Source organism: Pseudomonas sp. MPR-R2A5 (genome assembly GCF_058793055.1).
The window spans coordinates 47,251-70,619 of sequence record NZ_JBXAFK010000010.1 but is presented as its reverse complement, the minus strand read 5'-3'; the positions used below and the strand labels follow the sequence as shown (position 1 = coordinate 70,619).

Annotated in this window: 18 protein-coding genes; 13 read left to right on the top strand and 5 right to left on the bottom strand. The window is 61.6% G+C overall.

What is annotated here, in order from left to right:
- Window positions 1–2: 2 nt before the first annotated feature.
- On the top strand, window positions 3–2,705 hold the full coding sequence (locus AC1Q6I_RS10210) for a [protein-PII] uridylyltransferase (protein WP_102624163.1): 2,703 nt from the start codon (window positions 3–5) through the stop codon (window positions 2,703–2,705).
- A gap of 42 nt (window positions 2,706–2,747) precedes the next feature.
- Window positions 2,748–3,947, top strand: coding sequence for a succinyldiaminopimelate transaminase (gene dapC / locus AC1Q6I_RS10205; RefSeq protein WP_024073822.1), 1,200 nt, complete (start codon window positions 2,748–2,750; stop codon window positions 3,945–3,947).
- A 12-nt stretch (window positions 3,948–3,959) separates the two neighbouring features.
- Here the strand turns inward: dapC and AC1Q6I_RS10200 are convergent, their stop codons facing one another.
- Complete coding sequence (locus AC1Q6I_RS10200) at window positions 3,960–5,603, bottom strand: Na+/H+ antiporter (RefSeq protein WP_041160857.1); 1,644 nt, start codon at window positions 5,601–5,603, stop codon at window positions 3,960–3,962.
- Between the two features lie 213 nt (window positions 5,604–5,816).
- Here AC1Q6I_RS10200 and AC1Q6I_RS10195 point away from each other — a divergent pair, with 213 nt between their 5' ends.
- The 4 genes from AC1Q6I_RS10195 (at window position 5,817) to AC1Q6I_RS10180 (ending at window position 8,930) form a co-directional block, all read left to right on the top strand.
- Window positions 5,817–6,179: an ArsC family reductase gene (locus AC1Q6I_RS10195; RefSeq protein WP_003189147.1), complete on the top strand. Its 363-nt coding sequence runs from the start codon at window positions 5,817–5,819 to the stop codon at window positions 6,177–6,179.
- Between the two features lie 32 nt (window positions 6,180–6,211).
- The gene (dapD, locus tag AC1Q6I_RS10190) at window positions 6,212–7,246 is read left to right on the top strand and encodes a 2,3,4,5-tetrahydropyridine-2,6-dicarboxylate N-succinyltransferase (RefSeq protein WP_024073820.1); all 1,035 of its coding nucleotides are present in this window, start codon (window positions 6,212–6,214) and stop codon (window positions 7,244–7,246) included.
- Window positions 7,247–7,314: 68 nt separating this feature from the next.
- Window positions 7,315–8,520 carry an aminotransferase class V-fold PLP-dependent enzyme gene (locus tag AC1Q6I_RS10185; RefSeq protein ID WP_069075394.1) on the top strand — a complete coding sequence of 402 codons (1,206 nt, stop codon included), beginning with the start codon at window positions 7,315–7,317 and terminating at the stop codon, window positions 8,518–8,520.
- Entirely contained in the window at window positions 8,517–8,930 is a 414-nt protein-coding gene (locus AC1Q6I_RS10180) for a SufE family protein (RefSeq protein WP_069075395.1), read from the top strand. Before AC1Q6I_RS10185 ends, AC1Q6I_RS10180 begins: the two co-directional genes overlap by 4 nt.
- 328 nt (window positions 8,931–9,258) lie before the next feature.
- Here AC1Q6I_RS10180 and tcdA read toward each other — a convergent pair whose 3' ends face one another.
- Entirely contained in the window at window positions 9,259–10,068 is an 810-nt protein-coding gene (gene tcdA, locus AC1Q6I_RS10175; protein ID WP_371858354.1) for a tRNA cyclic N6-threonylcarbamoyladenosine(37) synthase TcdA, read from the bottom strand.
- A gap of 218 nt (window positions 10,069–10,286) precedes the next feature.
- On the opposite strand from tcdA, the gene AC1Q6I_RS10170 reads away from it, so the two are divergent.
- From AC1Q6I_RS10170 to AC1Q6I_RS10155, 4 genes are all read left to right on the top strand, one after another.
- Window positions 10,287–12,878 carry a glycosyltransferase gene (locus AC1Q6I_RS10170; protein ID WP_024073816.1) on the top strand — a complete coding sequence of 864 codons (2,592 nt, stop codon included), beginning with the start codon at window positions 10,287–10,289 and terminating at the stop codon, window positions 12,876–12,878.
- A 240-nt stretch (window positions 12,879–13,118) separates the two neighbouring features.
- Window positions 13,119–14,270 carry a succinyl-diaminopimelate desuccinylase gene (gene dapE, locus AC1Q6I_RS10165; RefSeq protein ID WP_024073815.1) on the top strand — a complete coding sequence of 384 codons (1,152 nt, stop codon included), beginning with the start codon at window positions 13,119–13,121 and terminating at the stop codon, window positions 14,268–14,270.
- Window positions 14,270–15,079, top strand: a complete 810-nt coding sequence (locus AC1Q6I_RS10160; protein WP_024073814.1) for a putative RNA methyltransferase — start codon at window positions 14,270–14,272, stop codon at window positions 15,077–15,079. The genes dapE and AC1Q6I_RS10160 overlap by 1 nt, the downstream gene beginning before the upstream one ends.
- 54 nt (window positions 15,080–15,133) lie before the next feature.
- Window positions 15,134–15,511: a hypothetical protein gene (locus tag AC1Q6I_RS10155; RefSeq protein ID WP_024073813.1), complete on the top strand. Its 378-nt coding sequence runs from the start codon at window positions 15,134–15,136 to the stop codon at window positions 15,509–15,511.
- A gap of 81 nt (window positions 15,512–15,592) precedes the next feature.
- On the opposite strand, the gene AC1Q6I_RS10150 is transcribed toward AC1Q6I_RS10155, so the two are convergent.
- On the bottom strand, window positions 15,593–15,802 hold the full coding sequence (locus tag AC1Q6I_RS10150) for a cold-shock protein (RefSeq protein ID WP_024073812.1): 210 nt from the start codon (window positions 15,800–15,802) through the stop codon (window positions 15,593–15,595).
- 180 nt (window positions 15,803–15,982) lie between these two features.
- Here AC1Q6I_RS10150 and plsB point away from each other — a divergent pair, with 180 nt between their 5' ends.
- From plsB to AC1Q6I_RS10135, 3 genes are read left to right on the top strand one after another with little or no spacing between them, the layout of a single operon-like run.
- Complete coding sequence (gene plsB / locus AC1Q6I_RS10145; protein WP_024073811.1) at window positions 15,983–18,502, top strand: glycerol-3-phosphate 1-O-acyltransferase PlsB; 2,520 nt, start codon at window positions 15,983–15,985, stop codon at window positions 18,500–18,502.
- A gap of 51 nt (window positions 18,503–18,553) precedes the next feature.
- Window positions 18,554–18,955, top strand: coding sequence for a YbaY family lipoprotein (locus AC1Q6I_RS10140; protein WP_041160855.1), 402 nt, complete (start codon window positions 18,554–18,556; stop codon window positions 18,953–18,955).
- A 25-nt stretch (window positions 18,956–18,980) separates the two neighbouring features.
- Complete coding sequence (locus AC1Q6I_RS10135) at window positions 18,981–19,670, top strand: DUF4197 domain-containing protein (RefSeq protein ID WP_024073809.1); 690 nt, start codon at window positions 18,981–18,983, stop codon at window positions 19,668–19,670.
- 37 nt (window positions 19,671–19,707) lie between these two features.
- Here the strand turns inward: AC1Q6I_RS10135 and AC1Q6I_RS10130 are convergent, their stop codons facing one another.
- Both AC1Q6I_RS10130 and AC1Q6I_RS10125 read right to left on the bottom strand, forming a co-directional pair.
- Window positions 19,708–20,301 (bottom strand): LysE family translocator, encoded by a 594-nt coding sequence (locus tag AC1Q6I_RS10130; protein WP_024073808.1) that lies wholly within the window; start codon window positions 20,299–20,301, stop codon window positions 19,708–19,710.
- Between the two features lie 2 nt (window positions 20,302–20,303).
- A complete protein-coding gene (locus AC1Q6I_RS10125; protein ID WP_024073807.1) occupies window positions 20,304–23,369 on the bottom strand; it encodes an efflux RND transporter permease subunit in 3,066 nt (1,021 codons plus the stop codon).

Below are 23,369 nucleotides of genomic sequence, written 5' to 3'. Positions count from 1 at the left end.
CAATGCCCCAGGTGGATCCCGAACTCTTCGACCGTGGCCAGTTCCAGGCCGAACTGGCGCTGAAGGCGAGCCCTATCGCCGCCTTCAAGAAGGCTATCCGCCAGGCCCGCGAGGTGCTCGACGCGCGCTTTCGCAGCGGCCGGGACATTCGCCGGCTGATCGAGGACCGCGCCTGGTTCATCGATAACATCCTGCAAAAGGCCTGGGAACAGTTCACCTGGAGCGAAGACGCCGATATCGCCCTGGTCGCGGTCGGCGGCTATGGCCGTGGTGAACTGCACCCCTACTCCGACATCGATTTGCTGATCCTGCTGGACAGTGCCGATCATGAGATCTTTCGCGATTCCATCGAGCGTTTTCTGACGCTGTTGTGGGATATCGGCCTTGAGGTCGGCCAGAGCGTGCGCTCGGTCGACGAATGCGCCGAAGAAGCCCGTGCCGACCTGACCGTCATCACCAACCTGATGGAAAGCCGCACCATCGCCGGCCCCGAGCGCCTGCGCCAGCGCATGCTCGAAGTCACGAGCACCGCACACATGTGGCCCAGCAAGGATTTCTTCCTGGCCAAGCGTGCCGAGCAGAAAGCCCGGCACCACAAGTACAACGACACCGAATACAACCTGGAACCCAACGTCAAAGGCTCGCCGGGCGGGCTGCGGGACATCCAGACCATCCTGTGGGTCGCCCGCCGCCAGTACGGCACCCTGAACCTGCGCGCCCTGGCCGGCGAGGGTTTTCTGGTGGAGAGCGAAAACGCCCTGCTGGCCTCGTCCCAGGAATTCCTGTGGAAAGTTCGCTACGCCCTGCACATGCTCGCCGGGCGCTCCGAAGACCGCCTGCTGTTCGACCACCAGCGGTCCATCGCCACCCTGCTCGGTTTTGAAGGCGAAGACGCGAAGACCAGCATCGAAAGCTTCATGCAGCAGTACTACCGGGTGGTCATGAGCATTGCCCAGCTCAGCGACCTGATCATCCAGCACTTCGAAGAAGTGATCCTGGCCCCGGAAGACGAAGCACCGCCGCAGCCGATCAACGCGCGTTTCCAGCTGCACGACGGCTATATCGAGGCGCGTAGCGACAACGTGTTCCGCCGTACCCCGTTCGCCATGCTGGAAATCTTCGTGCTGATGGCCCAGCAGCCGGAAATCAAAGGCGTGCGTGCCGATACGATCCGCCTGTTGCGGGAAAACCGTCACCTGATCGACGATGATTTTCGCAATGACATCCGCAACACCAGCCTGTTTATCGAACTGTTCAAATGCAAGATCGGCATCCACCGCAACCTGCGGCGGATGAACCGCTACGGGATCCTCGGGCGTTACCTGCCGGAGTTCGGCTTTATCGTCGGGCAGATGCAGCACGACCTCTTCCACATCTACACGGTGGACGCCCACACCCTGAACCTGATCAAGCACCTGCGTAAGTTGCAGTACACCCAGGTCTCAGAAAAATTCCCGCTGGCCAGCAAGCTCATGGCCAAGCTGCCCAAGCCCGAGCTGATCTACCTGGCCGGCCTGTATCACGACATTGGCAAAGGCCGGCATGGCGATCACTCGGAAATCGGTGCGGTTGACGCCGAGGCCTTCTGCCAGCGCCATCAGTTGCCGTTGTGGGACAGCCGCCTGATTGTCTGGCTGGTGCAGAACCACCTGATAATGTCGACCACCGCCCAGCGCAAGGACTTATCCGACCCGCAGGTGATCCACGATTTCGCACAGATCGTCGGCGATGAAACCCGCCTCGACTACCTGTACGTACTGACCGTCTCCGATATCAACGCCACCAACCCGACGCTGTGGAACTCCTGGCGCGCCAGCCTGTTGCGCCAACTCTACACCGAGACCAAGCGCGCCCTGCGTCGCGGCCTGGAAAACCCGGTGGACCGCGAAGAACAGATCCGCCGTACCCAAAGCGCGGCCTTGGATATCCTGGTGCGCGGCGGCAACGACCCGGACGACGTCGAACAGCTCTGGTCGCAACTGGGTGATGATTATTTCCTGCGCCACACTGCCGGCGATGTGGCCTGGCACAGCGACGCCATCCTCCAGCAACCCGCCGATGGCGGCCCGCTGGTCTTGATCAAAGAAACCACCCAGCGCGAATTCGAGGGCGGCACGCAGATCTTCATCTACGCGCCCGACCAGCACGACTTCTTCGCCGTGACCGTGGCCGCCATGGACCAGCTCAACCTGAACATCCATGACGCCCGTGTGATCACCTCCAGCAGCCAGTTCACCCTCGACACCTACATCGTGCTCGACACCGAAGGCGAGTCGATTGGCGACAACCCGGCGCGGGTCAAAAAGATTCGCGAAGGGCTCACCGAAGCGCTGCGCAACCCGGATGACTACCCGACCATCATCCAGCGCCGGGTACCTCGCCAGCTCAAGCATTTTGCCTTCGCCCCCCAGGTGACCATCTCCAACGATGCACAGCGCCCGGTGACCGTGCTGGAGCTCAGCGCGCCGGACCGTCCGGGCCTGTTGGCACGGATCGGCGGCATCTTTTTGGAGTTCGACCTGTCGTTGCAGAATGCCAAGATTGCGACCCTGGGCGAGCGCGTGGAAGACGTGTTCTTCATCACCGACGCCGATAACCAGCCGCTGTCCGACCCGGAGCTGTGCCGTCGCCTGCAGGACGCGATCGTCCAGCAGCTGAGCGTGACCCAGGAACCCGGTGTCGAACTGACACGACTGACCATTTAAAGCGCCGCCCCCAGTTTTTAACGCCTTGCACGAGATCCACCGATGAACAACGCCCTGAACCAGCTGCAGCCCTACCCGTTCGAGAAACTGCGCGCCCTGCTCGGCAGCGTCACGCCCAACCCAGGCAAACGCCCGATCGCGCTGTCCATCGGCGAACCGAAGCATAAATCCCCGGAATTCGTAGCCAAGGCGCTGGCAGATAACCTCGACCAGATGGCGGTCTACCCAACCACCCTGGGCCTCCCGGCATTGCGCGAGGCCATCGGTGCCTGGTGCGAACGTCGCTTCAATGTACCCAAGGGCTGGCTCGACCCGGCGCGCAATATCCTGCCGGTCAACGGCACCCGCGAAGCACTGTTCGCCTTCACCCAGACCGTGGTCAACCGCGGCGACGATGCCCTGGTGGTCAGCCCCAACCCGTTCTATCAGATCTACGAAGGCGCCGCCTTCCTGGCCGGGGCCAAGCCGCACTACCTGCCATGCCTGGATGCGAACGGTTTCAACCCGGATTTCGACGCCGTGTCGCCGGACATCTGGAAACGCTGCCAGATCCTGTTCCTGTGCTCCCCCGGCAACCCGACCGGCGCGCTGATCCCGGTTGAAACCCTGAAAAAACTGATCGCGCTGGCCGACGAGTATGACTTCGTCATTGCCGCCGACGAATGCTACAGCGAGCTCTACTTCGACGAACAAACCCCGCCGCCAGGCCTGCTCAGCGCCTGCGTGGAACTGGGCCGCGAGGACTTCAAGCGTTGCGTGGTGTTCCACAGCCTGTCCAAACGCTCCAACCTGCCAGGCCTGCGCTCCGGCTTTGTCGCCGGCGACGCCGATATCCTCAAGGCATTCCTGCTTTACCGCACCTACCACGGCTGTGCAATGCCGGTGCAGACCCAATTGGCCAGCATTGCCGCCTGGCACGACGAAGCCCACGTAAAGGCCAACCGTGACCTGTACCGCGAGAAATTCGACGCGGTGCTGGCAATCCTCAAGCCGGTACTGGACGTGCAAAGCCCGGACGGTGGTTTCTACCTGTGGCCGAACGTGGAAGGCGACGATGCTGCATTCTGCCGCGACCTGTTCGTGGAAGAACACGTCACCGTGGTGCCGGGCTCGTACCTGTCACGCGAAGTGGATGGCTTCAACCCCGGCGCCGGCCGTGTGCGCCTGGCGCTGGTTGCGCCATTGGCCGAGTGCGTGGAAGCGGCCGAGCGGATTCGGGATTTCATTCAGCGTCGCCGGTAAGCCCCTCACGGGTCATTTCACTTGACCCAGGTTTGCCTCACTCATATCCAGATCCGCCAATACCTCCCTCAAGACGTCATCACCAATCTGGTGATGACGGCTCAAGCTGTACAACTCCAAGCGCTGCGCACGCAGCGCCTTGAGCCGAAGCTTGCGCTCAAGCAGATCCATCTGCTGAGCGAGCGCCTGGGCCTCGGCCGAATCGTTGAACACCTCCAATTGATGACGGTATTCCGACATCAACCGCGCCTTGAGCTCAGTGGCGAGCGCGGCCTGGGCGGCATCCTGGGTTTCGGTTTCAGAGGGTTCATCTGCCTCCAGGGCATGGATGGCCGCGACGGCGGTTTTTTTCCAGGCCTCACGCACTTCGTTGTGGCGCTTTTCATCCGGGCTCTTTTCGATGCCGCGCAGCAACAACGGCAAGGCGATGCAGGCGGCGATCAGCGAGAGCAGGATCACCCCGGCGGCGATGAAAATCAGCAGGTCACGCTCCGGGAAGTCATGCCCCGGCGCCAACAGCAAAGGCACCGACATCACACCGGCCAAGGTCACCGCCCCGCGCACACCGCCGATGGTCAACAGCCAACAGGAACGGGCAGTAGGCACCAACGTCAGCTCGCTTTTCCCCCGTAGCCGCCGCAACAGGCCCGACAGCCGCCATATGCTCTGTACCCAGATAAATCGCAACACCAGCAGCACCAGGAAAATCGCGATCACGTCCAGGCAGCGGTACAACAACGTCGGCCAGAGCGTGGCTTCATGGCTTACCACGGCCTTGATGATGTCTGGCAGTTGCAGGCCGAGCAGCAGGAAGATCAGGCCATTGAAGGCAAACTCCAGCAACGACCACACACTGCGGTTGAGCAAGCGCGTGCTGGTCTGGCGCGGCAGCAGATCAAGCCAGCTTTGCATCATGCCCGCCGCCACCGCCGACAAAATCCCCGAAGCCCCCAAGCGTTCGGCCAGCACATACGCGGCAAACGGTAGCAGCAGCATGAAAACCACGTGGGTGGCCGGATCATCCCAACCGCGGGCGATCATCCAGGCGCGCAATCGGCCAACCAGCCAGCTCAACGCCACCCCGACCGCCAGCCCACCCATGGCCACCAGGACAAAGGTGAGGCTGGCATCCGCCAGTGAAAACACGCCGGTCAACGCTGCCGCCAGGGCGAACTTGAAGGTCACCAGGCCCGACGCATCATTCATCAGCGCCTCGCCCTGGAGCATATGCATCAGGGGTGTAGGTAAACGGTTCTGGGAAATGGCCGACACCGCCACGGCGTCCGTCGGCGACAACACCGCCGCCAGGGCGAAGGCCACCGGCAACGGAATCGCAGGCAACAACCAGTGAATGAAGTAGCCAGCACCGACCACGGTGAACAGCACCAGCCCCACCGCCAACGTCAGGATCGGGCCGCGCAGGCGCCACAACTCACGCTTGGGCATGCGCCAGCCATCCGAGAACAACAACGGTGGCAGGAACAGAAACAGGAACAACTCCGGGTCCAGCGCCACATGCAGCCCCAGCGTGGGCCAGGCCAGCAAGGCACCCGCCGCAATCTGCACCAGGGGTAACGGCAGCGGGATGATGCGCCCCACCAGGCGCGAAACGCTGACCAGCATCAGCAGGATAAGAACGGTGTAGGCGGTTTGCATAACGCGGGTTTCCCGGACGATCGACTTGCAACGACACACATCAGGCAACAACTGGCCGTTGAAGTGCCATATTACCTGGGTATGTTACCCACCTATGCCGCGTGCTGGCTTTTGCACAATAGTCGCACGGTGCTGACGAGCGGCACCCAAAGCCGCTGGTCGTGGCATAATCCGTGACCTTTCAGTTTCATTTGTCCAAAAGGGGGCAATTCCTTGACCGCTTCAAGCAAAACGTTGCACCTTTTCGGCATCAAAGCCTGCGACACCATGAAAAAGGCGCGCACCTGGCTCGATGAGCACGGTGTCAGCTATGAGTTCCACGACTACAAAACGGCCGGCATCGACCGCGAACACTTGACCCAATGGTGCAACGAGCACGGTTGGCAGGTGGTTTTGAACCGTGCGGGCACCACCTTTCGCAAACTCGAAGACGAACGCAAAGCCGATCTCGATCAGTCGAAAGCCATTGAACTGATGCTCGCACAACCCTCGATGATCAAGCGCCCGGTGCTTGATCTCGGTGACAGAACCCTGATTGGCTTCAAGCCAGATAGTTATTCGGCGGCCCTCAAGTAGGCCAGCCCTTCCATTTTTGTAGAGGTAACAGCATGTCCAATTCCCTGTTCAGCCTGGGCTTCGGCGTCGGCACTCAGAACCGCCAAGGTGCTTGGCTGGAAGTGTTTTACGCACAACCCTTGCTCAACCCATCGGCTGAAATCGTTGCCGCCATCGCGCCGATCCTTGGCTACAGCGAAGGCAACCAGGCGATCACCTTCACCGTCGCCCAGGCCCTGCAACTGGCGGATGCGCTCAAAGGCGTCGATGCCACCCAGGCAGCCTTGCTGAGCCGCCTGGCGGAAAGCCACAACCCGCTGGTCGCCACCGTGCTGGCCGAAGACGCCGCGTTGACCTCCACGCCTGAGGCCTACCTCAAGCTGCACCTGCTGTCCCATCGCCTGGTCAAGCCTCACGGCCTGAGCCTGGCCGGTGTGTTCCCACAGCTGCCGAACGTGGCCTGGACCAGCCAGGGCGCAATCGACATCAATGAACTGGCCGAACGCCAGTTGGAAGCGCGCCTGCGCGGCGAAGTGCTGGAAGTGTTCTCGGTGGACAAGTTCCCGAAAATGACCGACTACGTAGTGCCGAGCGGCGTGCGTATCGCTGACGCCGCGCGTATCCGCCTGGGCGCCTATGTGGGCGAAGGCACCACCGTGATGCACGAAGGTTTCGTCAACTTCAATGCTGGCACCGAAGGCCCGGGCATGATCGAAGGCCGTGTGTCGGCGGGTGTGTTCGTCGGCAAGGGTTCGGACCTGGGCGGCGGTTGCTCCACCATGGGCACCCTGTCGGGCGGCGGCAATATCGTGATCAAGGTCGGCGAAGGCTGCCTGATCGGCGCCAACGCCGGTATCGGTATCCCGTTGGGCGACCGTAATACCGTGGAATCTGGCCTGTACGTGACCGCCGGCACCAAGGTTGCGCTGCTCGACGAGAAGAACCAACTGGTCAAGGTGGTCAAGGCGCGCGAACTGGCCGGCCAACCGGACCTGCTGTTCCGCCGTAACTCCGAGACCGGTGCCGTGGAATGCAAAACCCACAAATCGGCCATCGAACTGAACGAAGCGCTGCACGCTCACAACTAAGCAGCCACTCGATGCCACTAGCGGGCCGCGCCTTCGAGGCGCGGTTCGCTTATACGAGTCTTGACCCCATGCTTGTGCCCTCTCCCTGGCGCGCCGACTTTCCGGCCATCGCCACCCTGCAACGGCAAGACCAGACCTATCTGGATAACGCCGCCACCACGCAAAAACCTCAGGCCCTGCTGGATGCCATCGGCCATTACTACGTCAATGGCGCTGCCAACGTACACCGTGCCCAGCATTTGCCGGGGGCCCATGCAACACAGGCGTTCGAGGACAGCCGCAGCAAGGTCGCGCAATGGCTGAATGCAGGCGACAGCGGGCAAATTATCTTTACCCACGGCGCAACCTCTGCGCTGAACCTCCTGGCCTATGGCCTTGAGCACTTATTCAACGCGGGCGATGAAATTGTCATCAGCGCCCTGGAACACCACGCCAACCTGCTGCCCTGGCAGCAGTTGGCCAAACGCCGCGCGCTCACACTGTTGGTATTGCCGCTGGGCGATGATGGCGTGATTGACCTTGAAGCCGCCGCCGCACTGATCGGCCCGCGCACGCGACTGCTGGCGGTGAGCCAGTTATCCAACGTCCTCGGTGCCTGGCAGCCGCTGGAAACCCTGCTACCGCTGGCCCGCGCCCACGGTGCCCTTACGGTGGTGGACGGGGCACAGGGCATCGTCCATGGCCGGCATGATGTGCAGGCCCTGGGTTGCGACTTCTATGTATTTTCCAGCCACAAGCTGTATGGCCCGGATGGCGTCGGCGTGCTGTATGGCCGCAACGAAGCCCTGCATCACCTGCGCCACTGGCAATTCGGCGGCGAAATGGTGCAACAGGCCGACTACCACAGCGCCAGCTTTCGCCCTGCCCCGTTGGGTTTCGAGGCCGGAACCCCGCCGATTGCCGGCGTGATTGGCCTGGGCGCGACCCTGGACTACCTGAACTCCCTGGATCTGCCGGCGGTGGTCGCCCATGAAGCGGCCCTGCATGACTACCTGCTGCGCGGGCTGAAAGCTCGCAACGGCGTACGCGTACTGGGAGCGCCACAGGTGGCGTTGGTCAGCTTTGTAGTCGAAGGCGTGCACAACGCCGACCTTGCCCACCTGCTGACTGAGCAAGGCATTGCAGTGCGCGCCGGCCATCATTGCGCAATGCCGCTGCTCAAGGCGATGCATTTGTCGGGAGCGATCCGTGTATCCCTGGCGCTGTATAACGACTCCGATGACCTGGAACGCTTCTTTGAAGCCCTGGACCAGGCGCTGGATATGTTGCGGTGAGCCTGCCAGTGGATGCGCTGGCTGCGCTGGAAGCCTTCCAGTCTGTCGGCAGCTGGGAACAACGCGCGCGAATGTTGATGCAGTGGGGTGAACGTCTGCCCGCATTGGCGAATGAAGATAAGGTCGATGCCAACCTGGTGCAGGGCTGTGAGAGCCTGGTGTGGTTGGTGGGGCGCCTGGAGCAGGGTCATTGGCAATTCGCCGCGAGCAGCGATGCGCGGATGATTCGTGGCTTGGTGGCGTTGCTGCTGGCGCGGGTCAACGGATTATCGACGGCTGAATTGCAGGCGGTCGACTTGCCCGACTGGTTCAATCAGTTGGGGCTTTCCCGCCAGTTGTCGCCGTCGCGCAGCAATGGTCTGAATGCTGTCTTGCAGCGCATGCGCGAACTCAGCCATACACACAACTGAATGTGGGAGGGGGCTTGCCCCCGATGAGCATGGGTATCTACACAACTTTGGCTCAACGCTGAACGCGCGGCAGATAGGGCTGTTGTGGCGAGCGGGCTTGTCCCGCGTTGGGCTGCGAAGCAGCCCCAGTCAAGAAAAACGCGGTGTATCAGACACTCTGTAGCGGCTGGTTTTGGGGCTGCTTCGCAGCCCAACGCGGGACAAGCCCGCTCGCCACAGGGAGATTTGTCAGGGGCTGAAAAGTTGCGTAGATACCCATGCTCATCGGGGGCAAGTCGAATCGTCGCACCGCCCCTCCCACATTTTGAGCGGTGTAAAGTTCTGAGATTCAGCTGGGTTTGACCCGCTCCGAGGGCCTACGCACCCCGGCCACGATCTTGTCCACCGCCTTGGTCGCCGCGACCATGCCGAAGGTCGCGGTCACCATCATCACCGCGCCAAACCCGCCGGCGCAGTCCAGTTTCACGCCATCACCGACAAAGCTCTTCTGCAAACAAATGCTGCCGTCCGGCTTCGGATAGCGCAGTTGCTCGGTGGAAAACACGCACGGCACGCTGTAATGACGAGTCACGGTACGCGAGAAACCATAGTCACGGCGCAGGGTCGAGCGCACTTTCGAGGCCAGGGGATCGTTGAAGGTACGGTTCAAGTCGCACACCTGGATCAGCGTCGGGTCGATCTGCCCGCCGGCGCCACCGGTAGTGATGATCTGGATCTTGCGGCGCTTGCACCAGGCAATCAGTGCGGCCTTGGCGTTGACCGCGTCGATGCAGTCGATCACGCAATCAATGTTCGGCGTGATGTACTCGGCCATGGTGTCACGGGTCACGAAGTCTGCTACCGCATGCACGGTGCAGTCCGGGTTGATGCCGCGCAGGCGCTCGGCCATGACCTCGACCTTGGGCTTGCCCACGGTACTGTCGAGAGCGTGCAACTGGCGATTGCTGTTGCTGACGCAGACATCGTCCAGGTCGAACAGCGATATCTCTCCTACGCCGCAACGGGCGATGGCTTCCGCCGCCCAAGAGCCGACACCGCCGACGCCGACGATCGCCACATGGGCCACCTTCAAGCGGTCCAGGCCTTCAATGCCATACAAACGGGCGACGCCTGCAAACCGCGGATCTTCTGTGCTCATGACCATTACCCCAAAAACCGGCGCGCATTATAGGGCCACACCGCGACAAGTTCTAAGCTTCAAGCTACAAGTAAAGAACTTAGGTGAACATTCGCGGACTAACGTCCGGCTTTTCGCTGTCCGCTATACGCTCAGTGAGACGCCGGTGTAGGATGCGCGCCGTTCGGCGCAGGCCGACACCTCTTTTCGTTCCACACCCTTTGGAACCCGAAATCGCCATGTCATCGCGTAAATTTGGACTCAACCTGGTGGTGGTGCTGGCAATTGCAGCGCTATTCACCGGCTTCTGGGCGCTGATCAACCGCCCGGTCACTACCCCCAACTGGCCTGAACAGATCTCCGGTTTTTCTTACTCGCCGTTTCAACAAGGCCAGTACCCGCAGAAAGACCAATACCCGACCGACGACCAGATGCGTCGCGATCTGGAGATCATGAGCAAGCTGACGGACAACATCCGTACCTACTCGGTCGACGGCACCCTGGGGGACATCCCCAAGCTGGCGGAAGAGTTCGGCCTGCGGGTAACCCTGGGGATCTGGATCAGCCCGGACCTGGAACGCAACGAGCGTGAAATCCAGCGGGCTATCGAGATCGCCAACAGCTCGCGCAGCGTCGTGCGGGTTGTCGTGGGTAACGAAGCGTTGTTCCGTGAAGAGATCACCCCCGAGGCGCTGATTGTGCTGCTGGATCGGGTGCGCGCCGCCGTAAAAGTACCGGTGACCACTTCCGAGCAATGGCATATCTGGGAAAAGAACCCGCAACTGGCCAAGCACGTCGACCTGATTGCAGCGCACATCCTGCCGTTCTGGGAATACATCCCGATGGACAAGGCCGGCCAGTACGTACTCGACCGCGCCAGGGATCTGAAGAAATTGTTCCCGAAAAAACCGCTGCTATTGTCGGAAGTTGGCTGGCCAAGCAACGGCCGTATGCGCGGAGGTAATGAATCGTCCCCGGCAGACCAGGCGATTTACCTGCGTACGCTGGTGAACAAGCTGAACCGCCAGGGCTATAACTACTTCGTGATCGAGGCTTTCGACCAGCCTTGGAAAGTCAGCGACGAAGGTTCGGCCGGCGCTTACTGGGGCGTGTACAACGCCGCGCGCCAGCAGAAGTTCAACTTCGAAGGGCCGGTAGTTGCGATCCCGCAATGGCGCGTCCTGGCGATCGGATCGGTGGTGCTTGCACTGCTGTCCCTGACCCTATTGATGATCGACGGCTCGGCCCTGCGCCAGCGTGGCCGCACCTTCCTGACCTTTATCGCGTTCCTCTGCGGTTCGGTATTGGTGTGGATCGGCTACGACTACAGCCAGCAATACAGCACCTGGTTCAGCGTGACCGTCGGCATCTTGTTGGCCCTGGGCGCGCTGGGCGTGTTCATCGTGTTGCTGACCGAAGCCCACGAGTTGGCGGAAGCGGTATGGACCCACAAGCGTCGGCGTGAATTCCTGCCGGTAGTGGGGGATTCGGACTACCGCCCGAAAGTGTCGATCCATGTGCCGTGCTACAACGAGCCGCCGGATATGGTCAAACAGACCCTCGACGCCCTGGCCGCCCTCGATTACCCGGACTACGAAGTCCTGATCATCGACAACAACACCAAGGACCCGGCCGTGTGGGAACCGGTGCGCGACTATTGCGCCACCCTCGGCCCGCGCTTCAAGTTCTTCCACGTGGCCCCACTGGCCGGCTTCAAGGGCGGCGCGCTGAACTACCTGATCCCGCACACCGCCAAGGATGCCGAAGTGATCGCCGTGATCGACTCGGACTACTGCGTGTCGCCGAACTGGCTCAAGCACATGGTGCCGCACTTCGCTGACCCGAAAATCGCCGTGGTGCAGTCGCCGCAGGATTACCGCGACCAGAACGAAAGCACCTTCAAGAAGCTCTGCTACGCCGAGTACAAAGGCTTCTTCCATATCGGCATGGTCACCCGTAACGACCGCGACGCGATCATCCAGCACGGCACCATGACCATGACCCGACGCTCGGTGCTCGAAGAACTGGGCTGGGCCGACTGGTGCATCTGCGAAGACGCCGAACTGGGCCTGCGGGTATTCGAGAAAGGCCTGTCGGCGGCGTACTACCACGACAGCTACGGCAAGGGCCTGATGCCGGATACCTTTATCGACTTCAAGAAACAGCGCTTCCGCTGGGCCTATGGCGCGATCCAGATCATCAAGCGTCACACCGCCAGCCTGTTGCGCGGCAAGGACACTGAGCTGACCCGTGGCCAGCGCTACCACTTCCTCGCGGGCTGGTTGCCGTGGGTGGCAGATGGCATGAATATCTTCTTCACCGTCGGCGCACTGTTGTGGTCGGCGGCGATGATCATCGTGCCGACGCGGGTCGACCCGCCGCTGTTGATTTTCGCGATCCCGCCGTTGGCGTTGTTTGTGTTCAAGGTTGGCAAGATCATTTTCCTGTATCGCCGTGCGGTAGGGGTGAACCTCAAGGATGCGTTCTGCGCCGCGCTGGCTGGCCTGGCGTTGTCCCACACCATCGCCAAGGCGGTGTTGTATGGCTTCTTCACCACCAGCATTCCGTTCTTTCGCACACCGAAAAACGCGGATAACCACGGCTTTTGGGTCGCGATTTCCGAAGCGCGCGAAGAAATGTTCATCATGCTGCTGTTGTGGGGCGCGGCGCTGGGGATCTACCTGGTGCAGGGCCTGCCGAGCAATGACATGCGTTTCTGGGTGGTGATGCTGCTGGTGCAATCGCTGCCGTACGTGGCGGCATTGATCATGGCGTTCCTGTCGTCGCTGCCGAAACCGGCGCCGAAGGTGGAGCCTGTCACCGTCGCGTAAAAACTTGCGCAATGCACTAAACGGCGGCCTCTGGCCGCCGTTTTGCTATAAGATAACGGCCGTTTTATGAGTCTTGGCCTTGGCCAATGCTTTGTGTGGGAGGGGGCTTGCCCCCGATGGCGGTGGGCCAGTCAACAGATGCAGTGACTGACACTCAGCCATCGGGGGCAAGCCCCCTCCCACACTGAATCTGCGCCACCCTACGTCCTGCGCCCATTACACGCTTTCCGGAGTTTTACCATGACGGCCCATGCCGATCTTTCGCCGACCCTTCAACTTGCCATCGACCTGATCCGTCGCCCCTCGGTGACGCCGATCGACGCCGATTGCCAGAAGCTGATGATGCAGCGCCTGGGCGACGCCGGTTTTGCGCTGGAGCCGATGCGCATCGAAGACGTGGACAACTTCTGGGCCACCCACGGCAAGCATGACGGCCCGGTATTGTGCTTTGCCGGCCACACCGACGTGGTGCCGACCGGCCCGGTACAGGCGTGGCAAAACGACCCGTTCGACGCACTGATCGACGAAAACGGCATGCTCTGCGGGCGCGGCGCGGCGGATATGAAAGGCAGCCTGGCCGCGATGCTGGTTGCCTCCGAGCGCTTTGTGAAGGACTACCCGGACCACAAGGGCTCGGTCGCCTTCCTGATCACCAGCGATGAAGAAGGCCCGGCGCACCACGGAACCAAGGCCGTGATCGAGCGCCTGGCGGCACGCAAGGAACGCCTGGACTGGTGCATCGTCGGCGAACCGTCGAGCACTGCTCTGGTGGGCGACGTGGTCAAGAACGGCCGTCGCGGCTCCCTCGGCGCCACCCTGACCGTGCGCGGCGTACAAGGCCACGTGGCCTACCCGCACCTGGCAAAGAACCCGATTCACCTGGCCGCGCCAGCCCTGGCTGAACTGGCCGCCGAGCATTGGGACAACGGCAACGCCTTCTTTCCGCCGACCAGCTTCCAGATCTCCAACCTCAACTCCGGCACTGGCGCCACCAACGTGATCCCGGGTGACCTGACGGCGGTGTTCAATTTCCGCTTCTCCACCGAATCCACCGTCGAAGGCCTGCAACAACGGGTCGCGGCGATTCTCGACAAGCATGGCCTGGACTGGCATGTGGAATGGGCGCTGTCGGGCCTGCCGTTCCTCACCGAGCCAGGCGCGCTGCTCGACGCCGTGTCGGCGAGCATCAAGGCGATCACCGGCCGTGAGACCCAGGCGTCCACCAGCGGCGGGACCTCCGATGGACGGTTCATCGCCACGCTGGGTACCCAGGTGGTCGAACTGGGCCCGGTGAACGCGACGATCCACCAGGTCAACGAACGCATCCTGGCCAGCGACCTCGACGTGCTCACCGAAATCTACTACCAGACCCTGATCAAGTTGCTCGCCTGATGCTGGCCTGCCCCATTTGCAGCGCACCGCTCAACGCGGTGGACAATGGCGTGGCGTGCCCCGCCGGGCACCGTTTTGACCGTGCGCGCCAGGGTTATCTGAACCTGTTGCCGGTGCAGCACAAGAACAGCCGCGACCCGGGCGATAACCTGGCGATGGTCGAGGCGCGCCGCGACTTCCTCAACGCCGGGCACTACGCCCCGGTGGCCAAGCGCCTGGCCGAACTGGCCGCCGAACGCGCGCCGCAACGCTGGGTGGATATCGGCTGTGGCGAGGGTTACTACACCGCACAGATCGCCGACGCCCTGCCCCACGCCGACGGCTACGCCCTGGATATCTCCAAGGAAGCGGTCAAGCGTGCGTGCAAGCGCAACCCGGCGCTGACCTGGTTGATCGCCAGCATGGCCCGCGTACCCTTGGCCGATGCCAGCTGCCAGTTTCTCGCCAGTGTGTTCAGCCCGTTGGACTGGCAAGAGGCCAAACGCCTGCTCAGCCCCGGCGGCGGCTTGATGAAAGTCGGCCCCACCCGCGGCCACCTGATGGAACTGCGCGAGCGTCTGTACGACGAAGTGCGCGAATACACCGACGACAAGCACCTGGCCCTGGTACCGGACGGCATGAGCCTGGCGCACAGCGAGACCCTGGAGTTCACCCTTAGCCTGGCTGAGCCCAAGGACCGCGCTAACCTGCTGGCCATGACGCCCCACGGCTGGCGCGCCAGTGCCGAGCGCCGTAGCGAGGTGATTGAGGCCGTCGAACCGCTGCGGGTCACCGTATCGATGCGTTACGATTATTTCGTGCTTCAATAACCGACTTTTAAACATCCGCGAATGGATTTTCGAATCCCGCAACGAGGAACATCCATGCGCCAACCCGATATCGAGATTTACCTGAAGGACGCCGACGTCGACCACAAGGCCATTGCCGCCTGGCTGGGCGCCGCCCTCGGCCCGTGCAGCGACTGGGTGCAGAAGGGTCAGACCTACAAGTGCAAGGCCGGCAACGTGCCCGTGACCTGGCTGCCGAAAGCCGTAGGCAAGTGGAACAGCCTGTATCTGGAAAGTGACCAGACGCCGTGGGAAGACGACATTGCCTGCGCCCGCGCTGCGTTTGCTGCGCTGAATGTGGAAGTGCGCTGCGCGCCAGGGAGCTGGGTCGAGGAGGAAGGTGAGGAAAGCGCCGACACCTGGATTCGCATCAGCACAGACGGTGAAGAGCAGATCACCTGGAAAACTGCCTGAGCCTGAGCGGTAAACCACAATCAACATGTGGGAGGGGGCTTGCCCCCTCCCACATGGGTCCTGCGGTGTAACAAATCCGCATTACAAACCGACCACATCCTCTGCCTGCAAGCCCTTCTCGCCGCTCACCACGGCGTATTCCACCTGCTGGCCCTCGGCCAGGGAACGGTGGCCCTCGCCACGAATGGCGCGGTAGTGCACAAACACATCCTTGCCATCTTCACGCTGGATAAAGCCATAGCCCTTGGCGTCGTTGAACCACTTCACATTACCGGTTTCACGCGTTGCCATCTGTTCACCCCCACTTGATTGTTATTGTTGAGTCGGTCGCGTTGAACTGCCGAGTATAAGACAGGCTCAAAAACGATCAACTCAAGTTTACATCGCTGCTTTTTTGCCGATTTTCGGCGAATACGGCACACTACCCGCCCGAGCGCCTGCTCGGTTTTTCCCACTTGAAGCAGCTCGCCTATGACCCGCTCCCCGTTCCGCCGTCTGGTGTTTGGCACCTTGCGCCGACTGCTGTACCTCTGGGTTCGCTCGGAGACGATCAACCAGTCGTCCCTAACCCTTAACCTCGACCGCAGCCGACCGGTGTTCTATGTCCTGCAATCGCCCTCCCTGACCGAACTGGCCGTAGTCGACGCCGAGTGCACCAAGGCCGGCCTGCCGCGCCCGGTGTTGCCGGTGTCGGTGGGCCCGCTGATGGAGCCCGCGGCATTCTTCTACCTCACGCCCGAGCCCGATTGGCTCGGCCGCCAGGACAAGCGCGGCGCGCCGCCAACCCTGACCCGCCTGGTCGACACCCTCACCGCGCACGCCGAAGAGAATGCACAAATCATTCCGGTCAGCGTGTTCTGGGGGCAGTCACCCGAGAGCGAGTCCAGCCCGTGGAAACTGCTGTTTGCCGACAGTTGGGCGGTCACCGGGCGTCTGCGTCGTTTGTTGAGCATCCTGATCCTCGGGCGCAAGACCCGCGTGCAATTCTCCGCGCCCATCAACCTGCGTGAATTGATCGAGCACAATAAAGGTCACGAACGCACCGTGCGAATGGCCCAGCGCATCCTGCGTGTGCACTTTCGTAACCTGAAAACCGCTGTCATCGGCCCCGACCTGTCCCACCGCCGCAACCTGGTGAAGGGCCTGGTGAATATGCCGCTGGTGCGCCAAGCCATCGCCGACGAAGCCGAGCGCGAAAAGATCAGCCCCGAAAAGGCCAAGGCCCAGGCGTTGCGCTATGGCAACGAGATTGCCTCGGACTACACCTACACCGCGATCCGCTTCCTGGAAGTGGTGCTGAGTTGGTTCTGGAACAAGATCTACGACGGCATCAAGGTCAATAACATCGAAGGCGTGCAAAAAGTTGCCCAGGGCTACGAAGTTATCTATGTCCCATGCCACCGCAGCCATATCGACTACCTGCTGCTGTCCTACCTGCTGTTCAAGAACGGCCTGACCCCGCCGCACATCGCCGCCGGGATCAACCTGAACATGCCGGTGATCGGCAGCCTGCTGCGCCGTGGCGGTGCGTTTTTCATGCGCCGCACCTTCAAGGGCAACCCGCTGTACACCTCGGTGTTCAACGAATACCTGCACACCCTGTTCACCAAGGGCTTCCCGGTGGAGTACTTCGTCGAAGGCGGGCGCTCGCGCACCGGGCGCATGCTGCAACCGAAAACCGGCATGCTGGCAATCACCCTGCGCAGCTTCCTGCGCTCCTCGCGCATGCCGATTGTGTTCGTGCCGGTGTATATCGGCTATGAGCGCGTACTCGAAGGCCGCACTTACCTCGGCGAACTGCGTGGCGCGAGCAAAAAGAAAGAATCGATCTTCGATATTTTCAAAGTGGTCGGCGCGCTCAAGCAGCGTTTTGGCCAAGTCGCGGTCAACTTTGGCGAGCCGATCAAGCTGGCGGAATTCCTCGATGCCGAGCAACCCGACTGGCGCGCCCAGGAGCTCGGCCCGAACTACAAGCCGGCGTGGCTCAACGAAACCACCAACCGCCTCGGCGAACAGGTAGCGCGGCATTTGAACGAAGCCGCGGCAGTCAACCCGGTGAACCTGGTGGCCCTGGCGTTGCTGTCCACCACGCGCCTGGCCCTGGACGAACAGGCCATGGCCCGTCAGTTGGACCTGTACCTGGCGCTGTTGCGCCGCGTGCCCTACTCGCCCCATACCACGCTGCCCGAAGGCGACGGCATGGCGCTGATCAAGCACGTCAAGGACATGGACCTGTTGTCGGAACAGAGCGATGCCCTGGGCAAAATCCTGTACCTGGACGAGCAGAATGCTGTCCTGATGACCTACTACCGCAACAACGTACTGCACATCTTCGCCCTGCCGGCGCTGCTGGCGAGCTTCTTCCAGAGCAGTTCGCGCATGAGCCGCGAGCAGATCCTGCGCTACACCCACGCGCTGTATCCGTACCTGCAATCGGAGCTGTTTATCCGCTGGTCGCTGGAAGAGTTGGATACGGTGATCGACCAGTGGCTGGAAGCGTTCATCGAGCAAGGGCTGCTGCGCTTCGAAAACGACGTATACCTGCGCCCGGCACCGAGTTCACGGCACTTTGTATTGCTGACGCTGCTGTCCAAGAGCATCGCCCAGACCCTGCAACGCTTCTACATGGCGATCTCGCTGTTGCTCAACAGTGGCCAGAACAGTATCAGCGCCGAAGAGCTGGAAGACCTGTGCACGATCATGGCCCAGCGCTTGTCGATCCTGCATGGCCTCAATGCTCCGGAGTTCTTCGACAAGAGCCTTTTCCGACATTTTATCCAGACGCTGCTGGAGCAGGATGTGCTGCGCCGCGATGAAGCCGGCAAATTGAGCTATCACGACCTGCTCGGCGAACTGGCTGAAGGCGCCGCCAAGCGCGTGCTGCCGGCCGAAATTCGCTTGTCGATCCGCCAGGTGGCCTTGCATCGCGTGGATGGTGCTGGGGAGGCGCCAGTCGAACCTGCCCCGCTCAAGCCTGAAGAAAGCCGCTAGATTGAATAAGGTGCCGGAAGGATTCCGGTGCCGCTTACAAGGAGCCGCACCATGAAAAAAATCATTCTCCTGGGCCTCACCGCCCTGCTCGGAGCCTGCCAATCCATGCACCCTGCGCCCAAGGCCAGCCTCGACGGCGAGGTCTTCTACCTGCAACGCATCGCCCTGCCGCCGACCGCGACCTTGAGTGTCAGCCTGCAGGACGCGTCCCTGGCGGATGCGCCCGCCGTGACCCTGGCCGAGCAAAAAGGCCCGGTCAAAGGCCAGGTGCCGTTGCCGTTTCACCTGAGCTACGACCCCGCCCAGGTCAAGCCCGGCCACAGTTATTCGCTCAGCGCTCGCATCGAACTGGATGGCAAGCTACTGTTTATCACCACCGAACGGCACGCCGTGCAGCTCAACGGCCAAGACCCACAACCGCTGCGCCTGCGGGTTGACGCGGTCGCTCACTGAATTCATCGAACATAAGGAAGCGCCCATGCTCCGTAACTCCCTTCGCCTCACTGCCCTGTGCGCCGGCCTGCTGCTCGGCGCCAACGCCATGGCCTTGGACCTTGGCAGCCTGTCCCAGGGCGACGCCAGCGGCGGCCTCAAGGACGCACTGACCCAAGGCGCACAGATTGCCGTGAAACAGCTGGGCGTGCCCGGTGGCTTCAGCAACAACCCCGAAGTGAAGATCGGCTTGCCGGGCAAGCTGGGCAAAGTCGCCGACAAGCTGAAAATGTTCGGGCTGGGTGATCAGGTCACTCAACTGGAAGACAGCATGAACAAAGCGGCTGAAACGGCCGTGACCCAAGCCCAGCCGATCCTGGTGAACGCCGTGAAAAACATGAGCGTGACCGACGCCAAGGGCATCCTCACCGGCGGCCAGGACTCGGCCACCCAGTACTTGAACAAAAGCAGCCGCGAACAAATTCGCGCCAAGTTCCTGCCGATCGTCAAGGCCGCCACCGACAAGGTCGGCGTGGCCCAGCAGTACAACGCCCTGGCTGGCAAGGCTGCGGCCTTCGGTGCGGTCGACGCCAAGAGCGCCAATGTCGAGAACTACGTGACCGAGCAGGCGCTGGACGGTTTGTTCAAGATGATTGCGCAACAGGAAGAAACCATTCGCAAGAACCCGGCGGCGGCGGCCACCAGTTTGGCGAAGAAGGTGTTTGGCGCGTTGTAAGCTGCGAGAGGATCGTTCCCTGCAACGGGGAACGATCCTAATGCATGACCGAATCAGCCAGTCGCCCCATCATCAGGGTGGCGAAGCAACCGATCGCAACCGATGTCGCACGGTTGATCTTCAATGGCGTCAGCCAGCTCTTCGGCATCCCTTCGAATCGGCTTCCCAGTAGCACCCACGCAGCCCCCACCGGGACCACCACCAACGCCAAAGTCCCCATGAAGGCGACATAGCCTGGCGCAGTAGTAAAGGCGTCGGCTGGCGCAATAAACGACACCATCAGCAAACCCTTTGGGTTCATGACCGTCATGGCAAAGAAATACAGCCCGGTGAAGCGGTCCTTGCCCGCACCCACGTCACTGCTTTTACGTTGCCAGAGCTTGCAAGACACATACAGCAGGTAGCAAGCCGCGGCCAGTTGTGTCGCCTTCAGCGCCCACGGTGAATAGGCGGCCAGATAGAGCAATGCAACGCCCCATACCGTGACCTGCAGCAGGTAAGCCAGGCATTCGATAAACGCCAACCGCCATGACGCCCTGAACCCGAACAACACCCCGGCACGGAACAGCAGGGTGTTGGTGGGGCCAGGGGCAAGCAGTAGCAACATCAAGGCTGAAACGGTGGCCAACATGATTACGCGTCGTCCTTCCTCACTCGGAACCACGCAGCATACAGGGCCGGCAGGAACAATAGCGTCAACGCCGTCGCCACAATCAACCCGCCCATGATCGCCACCGCCATCGGCCCGAAGAACACACTGCGAGACAGCGGGATCATTGCCAGCACCGCCGCCAGCGCTGTGAGAACGATCGGCCGGAAGCGTCGGACGGTGGCTTCGATAATCGCCTGCCACGGCGCCAGGCCAGCCTTGATGTCCTGTTCGATCTGATCCACCAGGATCACCGAGTTACGCATGATCATCCCCGACAACGCGATAGTGCCGAGCATGGCCACAAAACCGAAGGGTTGGCGGAATACCAACAGGAACAATGTCACGCCGATCAAGCCCAACGGCGCCGTCAGAAATACCATCGCCGTGCGTGAGAAACTGCGCAATTGCAGCATCAGCAGGGTCAGCACTACCACGATGAACAGCGGCACGCCGGCCTTGACCGAGTTCTGCCCACGGGCGGAGTCTTCGACGGTACCGCCGACGTCCAACAGATAGCCGTCCGGCAACTCGGCACGTACGCCTTCCAGGGTCGGCAGGATCTGCTGGACCAGGGTCGCCGGTTGTTCCTTACCGTAGATGTCCGCGCGCACGGTCACCGTCGGCAGGCGGTTGCGGTGCCAGATGATGCCTTCTTCGAAGCCATATTCGAGGGTCGCGATCTGCGACAGGGCCACGCTCCTGCCGTTGTCGGTGGGCACGGCGAGGCTCGGCAGCAACGACAGTTCTGTACGTTCATGCACGGTGCCGCGCAGGAGGATTTCGATCAACTCGTTGTCCTCCCGGAATTGGCTGACGCTGGAGCCGGTCAAGGAACTCTGCAGGAACTTCGACAAGTTGGCGGTGCTCACGCCAAGGGCACGGGCGCGGTCCTGGTCGATATTGAGGTAGACGATTTTACTCGGCTCTTCCCAGTCCAGGTGCACATTGGCCACGTGGGGATTTTCGCGCACCTTGGCCGCCACCTTGCGTGCCAGGGCGCGGACCTCTTCGATATGTTCACCGGTCACGCGAAACTGCACCGGGTAGCCCACGGGAGGGCCGTTCTCCAGGCGGGTAACGCGCGAGCGCAGGGCGGGGAATTGTTCGTTGAGGGTTTCGATCAGCCAGGTGCGCAGGCTTTCGCGTTCTTCGATGGTTTTGGCCAGCACCACAAATTGGGCAAAGCTGGCGGCGGGTAATTGCTGGTCCAGAGGCAGGTAGAACCGCGGCGAACCGGTGCCCACATAGGCCACGTAGTTGTCGATGCCGGCATGTTCCTTCAGCAAGGCTTCGAGCCGTTTGACCTGGTCGGCGGTGCTGCTCAGGGAAGCGCCTTCGGCGAGTTTCAGGTCGACCATCAGTTCCAGGCGGCCAGAAGCCGGGAAGAACTGTTGCGGTACAAAACGGAACAGCGCCACCGAGCCGATAAACAGCAGCAGGGTCAGCACAATGACGGTTTTACGCCGCTGCACGCACCACTCCACCAAACGCCTGACGCGCTGGTAGAACGGCGTGCCGTAGGGATCCGGGCCGTCGACGCCGTGTTTGGCCGCATGAATCTTCGCCAGGTCCGGTAGGAGTTTTTCCCCCAGATACGGCACAAACACCACCGCCGCCACCCATGACGCCAGCAGCGCAATGGTCACCACTTGGAAGATCGAGCGGGTGTATTCGCCGGTACTCGATTGCGCCGTAGCAATGGGCAGGAAGCCGGCCGCCGTGATCAACGTACCGGTGAGCATCGGGAATGCGGTGCTGGTCCAGGCGAAACTGGCGGCCTTGAGCCGGTCGTAGCCCTGCTCCATTTTGATCGCCATCATTTCCACGGCGATAATTGCATCATCCACCAGCAAGCCCAGGGCCAATACCAAGGCGCCGAGGGAAATCTTGTGCAAGCCGATGCCGAGGTAATACATGGTGGCAAAGGTCATCGCCAGCACCAACGGAATCGCCAGGGCGACCACCATGCCAGTGCGTACGCCGAGGGAGAAGAAACTCACCAGCAATACAATGGCCAACGCTTCGGCCAGCACCTGAACGAATTCTCCGACACCGGTTTTCACCGCCGCCGGCTGGTCCGACACCTTGCGCAACTGCATGCCTGCCGGGAGATTCTTCTGCAAGCGTGCGAATTCCCCTTCCAGCGCCTTGCCCAGCACCAGGATGTCGCCACCGTCGCGCATCGCCACCGCCAGGCCGATGGCGTCGTCGCCCATAAAGCGCATGCGCGGTGCCGGTGGGTCGTTGAAGCCGCGGTGGATCTCGGCGACATCGCCGATACGGAAGGTCCGATCACCCACACGAATCGGGAAATCACGGATCTCTTCGACCGTCTTGAAGTTGCCGGAGACCCGCAGCTGCACACGTTCACTCGGCGTTTCAAAGAAACCGGCGGTGGAGACCGCATTCTGTTCCTGCAACGCCTGTTGCACCGCCGCCAGGGGCAAGCCGAGGGTGGCAAGCTTGAGGTTGGACAGTTCAATCCAGATCTTCTCGTCCTGCAGGCCCAGCAGCTCCACCTTGCCCACATCGGGTACGCGTTGCAGCTGAATCTGGATGCGGTCGGCGTAGTCCTTGAGCACGGCGTAATCGAAGCCGTCGCCAGTCAGGGCGTAGATATTGCCGAACGTGGTACCGAACTCGTCGTTGAAAAACGGCCCCTGGATATCCGGCGGCAAGGTCTGGCGAATATCGCTGATCTTCTTGCGCACCTGGTACCACAGCTCGGGAATCTGCGCCGAGCGCATGGCGTCACGGGCGATAAAAGTGACCTGGGACTCACCGGGGCGCGAGAACGAAACGATGCGTTCGTACTCGCCGGTCTCCATCAGCTTTTTCTCGATGCGCTCGGTAACCTGGCGCGAGACTTCCTGGGCGGTGGCCCCCGGCCAATTGGTTTTGATCACCATGGCCTTGAAGGTAAACGGCGGGTCTTCGCTTTGCCCCAGCTTGGTGTAGGACAAGGTGCCGACCACTGCCAGAAGTATCATCAGGAACAGTACGATCTGGCGATTACGCAACGCCCATTCGGAAAGATTGAAACCCAT

Excerpts from the sequence above, each read along its gene's own strand:
- plsB (WP_024073811.1), top strand. The coding sequence starts at position 15,983 with ATGACCCGCTCCCCGTTCCGCCGTCTGGTGTTTGGCACCTTGCGCCGA.
- dapD (WP_024073820.1), top strand. The coding sequence starts at position 6,212 with ATGTCCAATTCCCTGTTCAGCCTGGGCTTCGGCGTCGGCACTCAGAAC.
- AC1Q6I_RS10130 (WP_024073808.1), bottom strand. The coding sequence starts at position 20,301 with ATGTTGGCCACCGTTTCAGCCTTGATGTTGCTACTGCTTGCCCCTGGC.
- AC1Q6I_RS10135 (WP_024073809.1), top strand. The coding sequence starts at position 18,981 with ATGCTCCGTAACTCCCTTCGCCTCACTGCCCTGTGCGCCGGCCTGCTG.
- AC1Q6I_RS10185 (WP_069075394.1), top strand. The coding sequence starts at position 7,315 with ATGCTTGTGCCCTCTCCCTGGCGCGCCGACTTTCCGGCCATCGCCACC.
- AC1Q6I_RS10140 (WP_041160855.1), top strand. The coding sequence starts at position 18,554 with ATGAAAAAAATCATTCTCCTGGGCCTCACCGCCCTGCTCGGAGCCTGC.
- dapE (WP_024073815.1), top strand. The coding sequence starts at position 13,119 with ATGACGGCCCATGCCGATCTTTCGCCGACCCTTCAACTTGCCATCGAC.
- AC1Q6I_RS10170 (WP_024073816.1), top strand. The coding sequence starts at position 10,287 with ATGTCATCGCGTAAATTTGGACTCAACCTGGTGGTGGTGCTGGCAATT.
- AC1Q6I_RS10200 (WP_041160857.1), bottom strand. The coding sequence starts at position 5,603 with ATGCAAACCGCCTACACCGTTCTTATCCTGCTGATGCTGGTCAGCGTT.
- dapC (WP_024073822.1), top strand. The coding sequence starts at position 2,748 with ATGAACAACGCCCTGAACCAGCTGCAGCCCTACCCGTTCGAGAAACTG.
- AC1Q6I_RS10160 (WP_024073814.1), top strand. The coding sequence starts at position 14,270 with ATGCTGGCCTGCCCCATTTGCAGCGCACCGCTCAACGCGGTGGACAAT.
- AC1Q6I_RS10155 (WP_024073813.1), top strand. The coding sequence starts at position 15,134 with ATGCGCCAACCCGATATCGAGATTTACCTGAAGGACGCCGACGTCGAC.
- AC1Q6I_RS10210 (WP_102624163.1), top strand. The coding sequence starts at position 3 with ATGCCCCAGGTGGATCCCGAACTCTTCGACCGTGGCCAGTTCCAGGCC.
- AC1Q6I_RS10150 (WP_024073812.1), bottom strand. The coding sequence starts at position 15,802 with ATGGCAACGCGTGAAACCGGTAATGTGAAGTGGTTCAACGACGCCAAG.
- AC1Q6I_RS10125 (WP_024073807.1), bottom strand. The coding sequence starts at position 23,369 with ATGGGTTTCAATCTTTCCGAATGGGCGTTGCGTAATCGCCAGATCGTA.
- tcdA (WP_371858354.1), bottom strand. The coding sequence starts at position 10,068 with ATGAGCACAGAAGATCCGCGGTTTGCAGGCGTCGCCCGTTTGTATGGC.